Genomic DNA, 12,600 nt, shown 5'->3' with positions numbered 1-12,600 from the left:
CGGATTATGTTGGATTCCTGACATTGATGATCGATCCACAGGCACCGGTTTATTCGAAGATTGTTTCCGGGGAGCTGGAACTTCTCAATCCGGAGGATGTGGTGGAAGAGATGAAATTGTTTCTTCAGAATGTGGATTCCGAGGGTACGGTTTTCAGGTCCAATCATGCATCGAATTATGTTATCCTGAAAGGAACACTGAATGAGGATATTCCGTCTATGCTAGCGTATCTGCGACAGGTAGAAGAGCAGGGCAAATACAGAGAAGAACGTTGGAGAAGATTTTAGAATAAAGGCGCTTACTCGGATGCTGGCAGATTTTGCTGCCGGTGTCTGAATAAGTGCCTTTTGGTATCAGCATGGTGGTACTGAAAAAAATCATAACTGTGGCTGATGAAATCATCAGAGCCGTCGACTTCTATAATCTAAAAAATATCAGAAAATTAAAATATTTACAGAAAATATATTGACAAATAAAAAAATAATGCTATAATTAAAGCATAAAAAGAAAGCAACAGAAGAAATTAACAAATAACTCACGAGAGTAGAAAGGACTGATTCCAAAATTCTAAGTAGCTTTATACCAAGTGTCTAAAAGTGAAGAAGGAGGTACGGACCACCAGAAAGTTTATTTTAATTTTTTAAGCCGAAACTGAAGAAAGGAGTATAGTCCAATGTACTGTACAGAAGAACACCAGTGAAGGGTCATCTGATGATTATATATAACGTCGGATGGCTCTTTTTTGCGTTTCCAGGGGTGGCGGTGAACAGTTTTCACTTTTTAGTATTGCGTATTTGCTTCGGGTAATATATACTGAACCAATGAAGAGAGGTTTTAGTTATGTCAAAAAGATGTGCTTTTTCGGGTCACAGGCCTTTTTATTTTCCATGGAAAGAGAATGAGTCTGATCCGGCCTGTATACATTTGAAAGCAGCCCTGGAAGCTGAAATCAACAAGGCTGTAGCGGACGGATTCTTTTATTTTATTGTCGGCGGCGCTGACGGTGTTGACACATGGGCCGCTGAGATTGTATTGGAGAAAAAGAAAACGAATCCGGAGATTAACTTGGAGCTTGCGAAGCCCTTTGCGGATTATAACAAACATTTGCAGAATGATTATGGTCGGAGACTTCGGGCCATTGAGGAAGCCGCGGATCGTGTGACGGTTGTATCAGATGGTGCGGATGAGGCAGCGGATTATATTTTGCGGGACTGCTATATGGTGGATGCCAGTGAGCGGATGATCATTGTCTATGACGATGACAGCAAAGGACCAAGCGGTACGAAGGATGCGCTGCTTTATGCGAGATCCAGCGGTGTGGAGATCCGTCAGATCCAATGGATGCATTTATAAGAAAGAAGAGGTAATTTGTTGAAAGAAGAATTTAAAAAATATCTGGCAATGATACTGGCCGTATTCTGTACAGCGGCATTGAGTATTCTGTTCTTCTTTATATTATTCAGAATGGATGCGCTGCGAAGTCTGATCGGCAAGATATTGAATATACTGATGCCGTTTATATATGGTGCAGGCATTGCCTATGTTCTGAAGCCGCTGTGTAATACCTACGAGCGTTTTTTGAACAAACACTGGCATCCGAAGCGGCAGAAGCTGATCGGTACAGTGAGTGTGATCGGAAGTATTGTGACAGGTCTGGTGGTCATCTATGCAGTCCTGGCTATGCTGCTTCCGCAGTTGGCACTGAGTGTGGCGAGGATCGCACGGTCACTGCCGGAGATGATCGAGAGTATCAGTCATATGGTGGATCATCTGTTTGAAGGCAATGAAGTGATCCGGAATTATATTATGCAGTTGTCGGATGCAGGCACAGAGTCCCTTTCAGGATGGTTAAAGGAGAGTATTCTTCCGTATATGAATATGATCCTCACCGGTTTATCTGACAGTATGATCAATGTGGCAGGAATTTTTATGGATCTGTTCATTGGTCTGGTGGTGGCTATTTATCTTTTGTATGGACGCAGAAAATTCAAAAAGCAGGGCAAACTGTTGTTGTACAGTCTGTTTAAGGAGCGTTGGGCGGATAAGATTATCGAAGAGATACGTTTTGCGGACAGAGTCTTTTCGGGATTTATTGGTGGTAAGTTGTTGGATTCAGCTATTATCGGCGGTATTTGTTATATTGGAATGATGATCATGGGGCTGCATTATGCGATCCTCATCAGTGTCATTGTCGGTGTGACGAATATCATTCCGTTTTTTGGACCATACATCGGCGCTATCCCATCGGCAATCATTTTGCTGACGGTCAGTCCGATGTCCTGTCTGATGTTTGTTATTTTTATTGTGATTTTGCAGCAGGTGGACGGCAATATCATCGGGCCGAAGATTCTTGGAAGCAGTACGGGATTATCCGGTATCTGGGTACTTTTCTCCATTTTGCTTTTCGGCGGCTTATTCGGTTTTGTCGGCATGATCATTGGCGTACCTGTTTTTGCGGTTATTTATGATCTGATCAGACAGCTGATCATCAGAGGCCTGGAGCTTCGAAGCAAGTCAAAGATGTTTGATGATTATCAGCATGAATATCCGCGCAAAGAATAAAAGCAAAATATTAGGAGTGATAAAGATGTTGAAGAATTGGAAAGTACAGGAGATTGGCGGTGCAGTGGCCCTGCTGATCTGCGGGCTTGTTTTATTGTTGATGCCGGAGCTGACGCTGGTCACGATTGCCAATGTGATTGGTATTCTGGTGATCATTATTGGTGCGTTTTTCCTGATCGGTTATTTTCTAAGGAAGGAACTGGCAGCGGGCAATAATGATCTGATCAAAGGACTGGTGATTGTCTGCATCGGTATTTTTATTTGTGTGAAATCGGAACTTGTGGTTTCTGTTTTGCCCGTTGTTCTGGGAATCGGTGTTGTCCTCAGCGGTATTCTGAAACTGCAGCATGCTTTCGATCTGAAACGAATGGGATTTGATACATGGGTGCGGATCGGTCTGACATCAGCGGTGAATATTTTTATCGGTTTAATTGTCATACTGAATCCGTTTTCAACCGTGGCATGGCTGATGCGTCTTGTGGGCATCGGATTCCTTTTCAGCGGTGTGACAGACCTCATTACAACCATTTATGTTTCTAAAAAGGCATCTGCATATTATGTGGATGGTAAAGCTGAAGAGACGGATGAGGAAATAAAATGACACTACAGCAGTTAAAATATGTCATTGCCATTGCCGAGAAAGGGAGCATTAATGAGGCGGCAAAGGTGCTGTATATTTCACAGCCCAGCCTGACCAATGCCATGCATGATCTGGAGAATGATTTGGGAATTCAGCTGTTTATCCGCAATAATAAAGGCATCCGTGTGACGAATAAAGGAGAAGAATTTCTCAGGTATGCAAGGCAGGTCATTGAACAGGTAGTACTGCTTGAGGACAAGTACCTCAATAAGGAACCGGAAAAGCAGTATTTTCATATATCTGCCCAACATTATAACTTTGCGGTCAGGGCATTTATTGATCTGGTGCAGGAATATGGGCCGGATGAGTATGATCTGGCACTTTCGGAGAAGAAGACATATGACATTATAGAAGATGTCAAAAATGGTCGAAGTGAGTTGGGAATCCTGTATCTGGCAGATTTCAACAAGAAGGTCATTATGCGGACTTTGAAGGAGTATAATCTGACTTTTACGGAGATGTATACAACGAAGCCCTACATTTTTATTTCAGCGAGACATCCCCTGGCAGATCGGGATCTGATCCGGATGGAGGATCTGGAACCTTATCCGTATATTTATTTTGAACAGGGCGAGAGCAATTCTTTTTATTTTGCGGAAGAGGTCCTCAGTACATTTCAGCATAAGAAGTCCATTCGTGTGACGGACAGGGCAACATGTTTTAACCTGATTCTCGGTCTGAACGGCTATACACCGAGTGCAGGTATTTATATTGAAGAATTGGGCGGCGGGGATCTGATCTGTAAGCCGTTGGCGTTGGATGAGACGATCCATATCGGGGCGATCGCAATGAAAGATTCGGTCCGGAGCGAGATCGGCCGTAAATACCTCGAATTTTTAAAAAAATATCTGATCGAATAACGGCAGATGCTGTTGTCGTAATAATAGGAGCTTGCTATAGCCGATGACTATAGCAAGCTATATTTTTTTGGAATTATGCAAATTTTGGAAAATGGTTTAAAATAAGTATAATATGTGATGAATTATTCACCGCCCGGACTGACGTTCCCTCAATACAGTTAATTTTTATTAACTTTGTCAGGCCGGGCTTTCTGTTACAAAACGGTGTAAAGATATCACGGAATTTTGGGAAAGAGGATTGCAGATATGAATTTGATGGCATTTAAGAGAGGACTGAGAGATGGCATTGCGATTGCAATTGGTTATTTCTCAGTCTCTTTTTCATTTGGACTGACAGCGGTTGCTTCGGGCATCAGCTGGTGGGAAGCCGTGTTGATCTCGCTGACGAACCTGACATCATCCGGACAGTTTGCGGGGATCGGGATTATAGCGGCATCGGGGTCCTATGTTGAAATGATGGTGACGGAACTGGTCATTAATATGCGCTATGCGCTGATGAGTATTTCTTTGTCACAGAAGCTGGATCCGACATTTAAACGGTGGCAGCAGCTGATCCTGGGTCACTGCAATACGGACGAGATTTTTGCGGTGGCTATGAGCCGGAATAAGACTGTAACACCTGCGTATATGACTGGTCTGGCCGTTCTTCCGTATATCGGATGGACAGGCGGCACCCTTGTAGGGGCTATCTGCGGCAATATTTTGCCGACAACTCTCGGCAACGCATTGGGCATTATGATTTACGGCATGTTCCTGGCGATTATTATTCCTGCTATGCGGAAGGAACATCCGATTCTTGTGGTTGTATGTGTGGCGGTACTGCTGAGCAGCATCATCCATTTTGTGCCGGTATTTTCATTCATTACAGACGGATTTTCAATTATTATCTGTGCGGTGGCAGCATCCGCGGTAGGCGCACTGCTTTATCCGGTGTCAGAAGAAGAGGAGGCCGAACATGCAGCATAATTACTGGATTTATCTTTTTATCATGTTTGCGGTGACATATCTTGTACGTGTTCTGCCGCTGGTCGTTTTCAAGAAGAAGATCACCAATCGTTTTGTACGGTCGTTTCTGACCTATATTCCATATGCGGTGCTTGCAGCGATGACTTTCCCGGCTGTGTTTTTTGCAGTGGACTGTATTCCGGCAGCGGCAGCCGGTGTAGTGGCCGGCGTGATTGTGGCACTTGCGGGCGGCAGCCTGTTTACTGTTGCCATTTCTGCCAGCGCAGTGGTTTATGTCCTTTTGCTTATTCTTTAAATCGTATTCAAAAACAGCTGAATTTTATACTTTTTTGTAAAATTCAGCTGTTTTTCCTGTAATGATTATGGTATTATTTTCCTATGTACATTATGACAGGAGGAGAAAGAATGAAAAAGCTTGTTGCAGTGACAACAACGATTTTGATTATTCTGATTGCTGTACTGAGTGTCTTCATGATCAAGGGGCATGGGTCTGACAGCAGTACGGCGAAATCGACACTATCGGATCAGAAAGAGAGTCTGTCTGATAAAGAAGATACAAAGGCAGCGGAGGCATCCAAAGACAGTGATGCGGACTGGGTGTATGATGGTGAGCTGCTTCACATGAATAAGCAGATGAAGACCATTACTTATGAAGGAAGAGATTTTAAGGTCAAGTTTACCAATCCGTTTTATGAAGAAGGCAGTGACAACTACATCAGTGTCATTTTTTATGATAAGGCGCATGGATATCTGCTGAAGTCTCTGGGAGAAGGCACGGACAGTGCATTCTATGAAGCCTATAAAACAGAAGATGGCTGTGAGACATGGAATAAATGTACCGCGGATGTATGGTTTGACTTAAATGGCAGCAATCATTTGGAGATGATCAGTGAGAATGAGATCGTCTATGTATGTTCAGTGGTCAATGAGAATCTCGGTACCAATGAGACGACCATCAGCTACAGTGCAGACGGCGGTGATTCATGGCAGGCATTTAAGAGTAATTCCGGCGGTGACAGTGAAGCAATCAAGGCTATCATTGACAAGATGACATTGGAGCAGAAGGTGGCACAGTTATTTGTTGTTTCTCCGGAGACACTGACCGGTGTGGATTCTGTACAGTATGCGGGCGATATGACCTATCAGGCTTTACAGGATTATCCGGTGGGCGGTATTGTGTTTGAGAAGGATAATATTGATTCTTCAAGCCAGTTTGGTACGATGACAGATAATCTGCAGTCTTACAGTGAAGACATATCCGGTCTTCCGCTTTTCCTGGCAGCAGCCGAAGAGGGCGGAAGCGCATCTGTTCTCGGCAATAATGACAATCTGGATGAATACTACGAGAACAGCTACAGTGATGACGACAGTGACTATTCGTCATCATCAGCAAATTCGGTACATAGCGGTGCAACGTCCATGTCTGAAATCGGGCGCAAGGATGACAGTACCAATGCCTATGAAGCAGGCAAGTCCATCGGCAGTCTGATGTCAGCATATGGATTGAATCTTGATCTGGCACCGGTTGCGGATGTTTTATCCGGCAACAGTACCGGCATCGGCGATCGTACATTTGGCACTGATGCCCAGACGGTTTCCGATATGGCACTGGAGGTTATAAGAGGTATCCAGGAGGAAGATGTGAATGCGGCTATGAAGTATTTCCCGGGATACGGTGCAGCATCTTCGAACATGTCCGGTTTTCCGGTGATCAACAGTTCACTGGATGAGCTGAAGAAGAAGGAATTCCTGCCGTACAGCAATGCCATTGCACAGGGACTGGATTTTGTTATGGTGGGACATATTTCTGTGCTGAATGTGACAGGTGATGATACACCGGCTTCGTTGTCTGAGAAGATGATCAGCGAGGTCCTTCGCAAGGATCTTAGATTTAAGGGAATTGTTATGACAGATTATCTGAACGACAAGACCATTGTGAAGAACTACAGTGCAGCGGATGCAGCGGTGAAGGCTATTCAGGCCGGGGCTGATCTTCTGCTTGAACCGGATGATTTGGAAGCAGCCTACGAAGGCGTACTCAAGGCAGTTAAGAAAGGAGATATCACAGAGGATCGCCTGGATGAATCTATTTACCGAATTCTCAGAGTGAAGCTTTCCATGCAGGATGAATCCTCAGATACGACAGAGTCAGAGAGCGTCAGTGACTATTAGATACAGGGCAAAGTATAAACTTCTTCTAAAATAATGCCCGTATTCCTGTTAAAGACTTGACGTTTTCGGGAATCTGCTGTATATTCGATACACAGACAGGACAGAGGGTTGGCTTTTCCATTTGTCTGTAAGATATATTAGGAGGAGTATATGAGAAGACATACCAGAATCATGTTATTTATGCTGCTGGTAATGCTCTTGGCTTTGACAGGGTGTGAGAAGACATATACCGGCAATGCAGATACGCAGACATCATCCGATTCAGGGAAATTGACAGAGACTGCACAGGAGACGGAGACAAATCCGGAAACTGTGCGTGAAAGTGTGGAATCAGATAAAGTCACAGAAGGCAGTACACAGACCAAGAAAGTGTTTGAGAGCAGCCTGGGTTACAGTGTGATTTATGATGACACCGTATTTGAATATAATCGCACAGGAGATTATGATGAAATCGGTCTGAGAGGACAGACATTTTCTTCAAAGCCGGTTTTTTTCGCGGCCATGAAGATCAAGAATGAAGATATTCAGACGGTGATGGATCAGATTTTCAACAATTCTGCACAGCAGACTACTATCGGAGTCAAGGCTTACAGCGCAGTTTGCCAGCCGACAACGGAAGAAGTGGATGGCGGCAAGAACCTTAAGTATCATAATCAGTATCTGGTGGAACTGGCCAATGGTGATGCATTGCTCTTTGAAGTCCAGTGGTTTGAAGAGAACAAGAATTTCAAAGAGACAGAAGCGACCGAAGAGAGTGAAGATACTGCAGAGACTGAGAGTGTTCGGGAGACGGAAGAAACAGTCAAAGGTACAGAGACAGCAGCTGAAAGCAGCAAAGAAGTTGTCGCTGAGAGTGCCAGCAAGAAACTGTCAGAGATGTTGGATTCTATTGAGATTGAGGTGCCGGTTAAAGGCGATGAGCCTGCGGAGGCATTGGAGACGGTTCTGGAATCCGGGACAGAGACTCAGCAGACTGAAGAAACAGCGAAATAGCATAGATTTATGCATTTGATGTATAGCCAGAAGATATAAATGTATTGACACAGCATGTGATTTCCAGTAAAATATTTATATGAACTAGCGTATATGAAGTACGCATATGAATAATTATTTGGCGGATACGCCACACCGACGAAATGCGTAGCATTTTGGAGGTTAGCTTTGAACAGTTACCAGTATATTTATTTTAACAGATATATGCACAGGCAGTGTATGATAGTGGAGTATGAAGCTCCTGTCCTTTTGGACAGGAGCTTTTTACGTTTGTAAATACAACATTATTTAATTTGTAACTGTTCAGAGCCAAGCAAAATTTCAAAAAGCAGGTATAAAATGCGTAGCATTTTGGAGGTTAGCTCTGAACAGATACTTTAATTTTATGTAGAGGCGTAATTGAAGGAGAAGTCGATGAAGAAGGATGAATTATTAAAGAATATTGAAAAGTATTGGACAAATCGTGCAGAAGGCTATTCGCAGGTGAATCTTGAAGAACTGGCAGGTGAAAAATGGCCGGTCTGGTTGTCGGTCATTGAAGAACATATGCCAAAAGTGGAAAGAAAAGGGATAAGAATTCTGGATATAGGAACAGGACCAGGTTTTTTTTCAATTATCTTATCAAGAGCCGGCTATCAGGTGACAGCTATTGATTATACAGAAGAAATGCTGAAAAAAGCAAAGAACAATGCCGGTATCCTGGCAGATAAAATCGAATGGTATCAGATGGATGCACAGGCGCTTCGGTTCGCTGATAATACATTTGATATGATTGTCAGTCGAAATGTAACATGGAATCTGGAACATCCGGATAGGGCATACTATGAATGGATGCGTGTTTTGAAGCCTGGCGGCGTTCTTTTGAATTTTGATGCCAATTGGTATCATCATTTATTTGATGAAGAGAAAAGAGCTGCATATGAGGCGGATCGCAATAAGGTCAGCAGTCTTGGAATGCATGATGACTATACGTGTACGGACATTGAAGCAATGGAGGCAATTGCACGTCAGGTGCCGCTTAGCCACATTCAGCGTCCGGAATGGGATCGTCAGATTCTTAAACAATTAAATGGTATACAGATACAGCTGGATGAAAAGGTGTGGCAGCGTGTCTGGTGTGAGGCTGAAAAAGTGAATAATGGTTCTACACCGATGTTTATGGTTGCGTGTACTAAAGCACCGGTACAGCAGACAGAGCGGCTGAGACTTCAGGCTGCGATGGTATAGATAGAGGAGAAAGGTTTTGGCAAATTTATGAAATTTTTGATAAAAAAGGCGGGAGGCTTTTGTCTGTTGATCATAGGCATTACATTTTTATCGTTTCTCCTGTCTTATCTGTCTCCGGGAGATCCGGCACAGATACTATTGAATAATCAGGGGGTAAAAGCCAGTGAGGAAGCGCTGCAGTCCACCCGGCATGAGCTGGGACTTGACCGACCGATGATTGTTCAGTATGGTGATTGGCTGATGGACTTATGCAAGGGTGATATGGGCACTTCTTATAAGTCCAATCGGCCAGTATTAAGTGAAATGACAGCAAAGATTCCAGGAACACTTATTCTGACAGTGACAGCACTTGGGGTTACAATGCTGCTTTCTATTCCTTTAGGTACCTGGTGTGCGTGGTATGCAGGCGGCAAAGCAGATCGCCTGATCCAGATGGTGACTTATCTATTTGCTTCGCTTCCGTCTTTTTTTCTGGCACTTTTACTGATGTATTTTTTGTCCTTAAAGATAAAATTATTTCCGGTGATCGGAAGTCTTAGTCTGAAAGGACTTGTTATGCCGGTTTTGACGTTGGCATTGACCTTGTCAGCCTGGTATATACGTCAGGTGCGAGCCATTATCAGAAAAGAAATGCAGGGATCCTATATAGATGGCCTCAGGGCAAGAGGTATGTCTGAACGGCAGATTTTATTTGGACACGTACTGCGTAATTGCAGAGGCCCATTAGTGACTTTGATCGGGATATCTTTTGGCAGTATGCTTGGTGGTACAACAATTGTGGAGAGTATTTTTTCATGGCCGGGAGTCGGCAAATTGGCAGTAGATGCGATTACAGCCAGAGACTATCCGGTGATACAGAGTTATGTTGTCTGGATGGCAGTTATTTATCTGAGTATCAATTATCTGATTGAATTTCTGTATCCTTTGCTGGATCCGAGGACAGGCAGGAGGAGACAGAAATGAAAAAGAAAAAAATGATCAAGTTCAGACTGATAATTCTGATGGTACTTTGTGCAGGCCTTTTGCTGGGTGCATGGATCGTGCGGGGGCATTTGATTCATGAACCATTTCGTACCAATGTGCGTCAGGCTTTTCAGGCACCCTGCAGAGAGTATATTTTTGGGACAGATAATCTGGGAAGGTGTGTTGCCTGCAGAATTCTTTATGGCGCAGCGACATCCCTTTATGCGGCTGTTCTTGCCGTTATTGCTGTATTTATTATCGGAACGGCAGTTGGTGTTACAGCAGCATATGCCGGTGGTATTGTGGATCGGATATTAATGAAGATTACATTGGTTTTTCAGGCTTTTCCGAATTTTATTCTGGCAGTTGCAGTAGCCGGAATGCTGGGAACAGGATTAAAAAACAGTGTGCTGGCGCTGGGGGCTGTTTATTGGATCACTTATGCAAAACTGTCCCGAAGCCTGGTTTTGTCAATCAGAGATTCTGAGTATATAAGGGCAGCAAAAATATGCGGTGCAGGACCGACGGCAATTATTTTTAAATATATACTGCCGAATATGGTTTCACCGCTTATTGTGACGGCTGCTCTGGATGTCAGCAGTTTTATACTGAGTATGGCCGGTTTATCGTTTCTTGGGCTGGGGCCGTCCAGACCAACAGCGGAGTGGGGAGCCACCATGAGCGAGGCGAAAACATTTATCCAACAGGCGCCATGGTGTATTGTATTTCCGGGGCTGGCGCTGTTGGTTACAGTTGTTATATTCAATTTATTGGGAGATGCACTTCGTGATGTGATTGATGAAGGGTAATAAAAGGGTAACATTTTAAATTTATATAAAAAAGAACAAGGAGTAATCAAATGAAAAAGAAATTATTAACGATTGCTGTGACAGCAGCAATGGTGTTTAGCCTTGTGGCCTGCGGCAGTAATGGTGGGAGCAATGAAACAAAGGCGGTGGAGACAAGTGCGTCAGAAACAGCAGCTGAGAGTGCTGTTTCTGAAGGTGATGGTGAGAAAACACTGAAAGCCGGTGCAACAACAGGATTTTTCGGCGCAGAGAGTCTGGATCCTGCGAACAACTGGGATGGATGGATTATGTCCATTTATGGTATTAGTGAGAACTTGTTCAGATTAGATGATAATCTGGCACCTCAGCCATGGCTGGTTGACAGCTATGAGAATACGGATGATACAACATGGGTATTCACATTGAAGGATGGCATCACATTTTCCAATGGTAATGCCGTTACTGCAGAAGCTGTAAAGAAGTGTTTTGAAAGAACCTATAGCAATAATACCCGGGCGGCCAGTACACTGAAAATTGATTCCATGGAGGCTGACGGCCAGATATTGACGATTCATACACCAGAAGCGAATCCTACAATTTTGAATGATCTTTGTGATCCTATGTTTGGCGTTTATGACGCGGAAAGTGAGATTGATCCTGAACTTGGGGCATCATGTACAGGACCTTACGTGGCGACTGCTTTCACAGCTATGACAGAAGTAAAGATGGACAAAAACAGCAATTATTGGGGCGGAGAACCGGCAATTGATCATATTGAACTGAAAATTATGGATGATGTAGATGCGTTAAATATGGCACTTCAGAATGGAGAAATTGATATGATTGCACAGCTGCCGGCAGCAAGTGCTTCACTTTTCTCTGATACAGATACCTATACAATTGGTGCAGCAACATCAACAAGATCCCAGTTCCTTCAGTTCAATCTTGAATCAGAAGCATTGAAGGATGTGAATATTCGTAAAGCCATCAGTATGTGTATTGATCGTGAGGGCTATGCAGATGTTGTATTTGCAGGATATGCAAAACCATCATATGGCATTTATCCGGATACATTGAGTTATGGCGGTACGGATGGCATTAATCTTTCTGTTGATAAGTACGATACAGAAGCAGCCAAAGCACTGGTAGAAGCTGCAGGTTACACACCGGAAAAACCTCTGGAATTAAAACTGGTTACATACAGCTACAACACAGGTTTACTGCAAATGACAGATATGCTGCAGCCGGAGCTGGAAGCAATTGGAATTAAGTTAAGTATTGAGACTTATGATGTACTGGATGATGTACTTCAGGCTGGAAACTTTGATATTGCAGCTTTGAGTTATGCCCTTGCACCAACAGGTAATGCTCAGTATCTGATCAATATGTTGTTTGTATCAGATGGTACTGATAATTATGGCCATTACAG

The 12,600-nt window shown here is 43.5% G+C and carries 12 protein-coding genes and 1 pseudogene; all 13 read left to right on the top strand.

All coding sequences use genetic code 11. The features are described from left to right. A pseudogene (locus WMO25_RS07850) lies at positions 1-287 on the top strand (radical SAM protein); the annotation flags it as partial. 553 nt (positions 288-840) lie between these two features. Beyond that, positions 841-1,353, top strand: a complete 513-nt coding sequence (locus tag WMO25_RS07845) for an SLOG family protein (protein WP_015513486.1) — start codon at positions 841-843, stop codon at positions 1,351-1,353. An 18-nt stretch (positions 1,354-1,371) separates the two neighbouring features. After that, positions 1,372-2,562, top strand: coding sequence for an AI-2E family transporter (locus tag WMO25_RS07840; RefSeq protein ID WP_349084855.1), 1,191 nt, complete (start codon positions 1,372-1,374; stop codon positions 2,560-2,562). Between the two features lie 25 nt (positions 2,563-2,587). Then, positions 2,588-3,163: a DUF308 domain-containing protein gene (locus tag WMO25_RS07835; protein WP_349084853.1), complete on the top strand. Its 576-nt coding sequence runs from the start codon at positions 2,588-2,590 to the stop codon at positions 3,161-3,163. After that, a complete protein-coding gene (locus WMO25_RS07830) occupies positions 3,160-4,062 on the top strand; it encodes a LysR family transcriptional regulator (protein WP_117526689.1) in 903 nt (300 codons plus the stop codon). The genes WMO25_RS07835 and WMO25_RS07830 overlap by 4 nt, the downstream gene beginning before the upstream one ends. 246 nt (positions 4,063-4,308) lie before the next feature. Beyond that, positions 4,309-5,028, top strand: a complete 720-nt coding sequence (locus tag WMO25_RS07825) for an AzlC family ABC transporter permease (RefSeq protein ID WP_349084851.1) — start codon at positions 4,309-4,311, stop codon at positions 5,026-5,028. After that, the gene (locus WMO25_RS07820) at positions 5,018-5,323 is read left to right on the top strand and encodes an AzlD domain-containing protein (RefSeq protein ID WP_349084850.1); all 306 of its coding nucleotides are present in this window, start codon (positions 5,018-5,020) and stop codon (positions 5,321-5,323) included. The genes WMO25_RS07825 and WMO25_RS07820 overlap by 11 nt, the downstream gene beginning before the upstream one ends. 110 nt (positions 5,324-5,433) lie before the next feature. Then, positions 5,434-7,200: a glycoside hydrolase family 3 N-terminal domain-containing protein gene (locus tag WMO25_RS07815; RefSeq protein ID WP_349084849.1), complete on the top strand. Its 1,767-nt coding sequence runs from the start codon at positions 5,434-5,436 to the stop codon at positions 7,198-7,200. A 150-nt stretch (positions 7,201-7,350) separates the two neighbouring features. After that, entirely contained in the window at positions 7,351-8,193 is an 843-nt protein-coding gene (locus WMO25_RS07810) for a hypothetical protein (protein ID WP_349084848.1), read from the top strand. Positions 8,194-8,607: 414 nt separating this feature from the next. Then, on the top strand, positions 8,608-9,420 hold the full coding sequence (locus WMO25_RS07805) for a class I SAM-dependent methyltransferase (protein ID WP_221717643.1): 813 nt from the start codon (positions 8,608-8,610) through the stop codon (positions 9,418-9,420). 27 nt (positions 9,421-9,447) lie between these two features. Continuing rightward, complete coding sequence (gene nikB, locus WMO25_RS07800; protein ID WP_178439184.1) at positions 9,448-10,383, top strand: nickel ABC transporter permease; 936 nt, start codon at positions 9,448-9,450, stop codon at positions 10,381-10,383. Continuing rightward, on the top strand, positions 10,380-11,192 hold the full coding sequence (locus WMO25_RS07795; RefSeq protein ID WP_349084847.1) for an ABC transporter permease: 813 nt from the start codon (positions 10,380-10,382) through the stop codon (positions 11,190-11,192). Before nikB ends, WMO25_RS07795 begins: the two co-directional genes overlap by 4 nt. A 50-nt stretch (positions 11,193-11,242) precedes the next feature. After that, positions 11,243-12,600 (top strand): ABC transporter substrate-binding protein (locus WMO25_RS07790; RefSeq protein ID WP_349084845.1); only part of this gene is annotated, 1,358 nt, incomplete at its 3' end.

This window comes from Coprococcus intestinihominis (assembly GCF_040096555.1).
In the GTDB taxonomy this organism is placed as follows: Bacteria; Bacillota; Clostridia; order Lachnospirales; family Lachnospiraceae; genus Coprococcus_A; species Coprococcus_A intestinihominis.
This window is presented reverse-complemented; position numbering and strand designations above follow the sequence as displayed.

Coding starts and splice junctions, on each gene's coding strand:
- WMO25_RS07815 (WP_349084849.1), top strand. CDS start 5,434: ATGAAAAAGCTTGTTGCAGTGACAACAACGATTTTGATTATTCTGATT.
- WMO25_RS07835 (WP_349084853.1), top strand. CDS start 2,588: ATGTTGAAGAATTGGAAAGTACAGGAGATTGGCGGTGCAGTGGCCCTG.
- WMO25_RS07795 (WP_349084847.1), top strand. CDS start 10,380: ATGAAAAAGAAAAAAATGATCAAGTTCAGACTGATAATTCTGATGGTA.
- WMO25_RS07845 (WP_015513486.1), top strand. CDS start 841: ATGTCAAAAAGATGTGCTTTTTCGGGTCACAGGCCTTTTTATTTTCCA.
- WMO25_RS07810 (WP_349084848.1), top strand. CDS start 7,351: ATGAGAAGACATACCAGAATCATGTTATTTATGCTGCTGGTAATGCTC.
- WMO25_RS07825 (WP_349084851.1), top strand. CDS start 4,309: ATGAATTTGATGGCATTTAAGAGAGGACTGAGAGATGGCATTGCGATT.
- WMO25_RS07805 (WP_221717643.1), top strand. CDS start 8,608: ATGAAGAAGGATGAATTATTAAAGAATATTGAAAAGTATTGGACAAAT.
- WMO25_RS07820 (WP_349084850.1), top strand. CDS start 5,018: ATGCAGCATAATTACTGGATTTATCTTTTTATCATGTTTGCGGTGACA.
- nikB (WP_178439184.1), top strand. CDS start 9,448: ATGAAATTTTTGATAAAAAAGGCGGGAGGCTTTTGTCTGTTGATCATA.
- WMO25_RS07830 (WP_117526689.1), top strand. CDS start 3,160: ATGACACTACAGCAGTTAAAATATGTCATTGCCATTGCCGAGAAAGGG.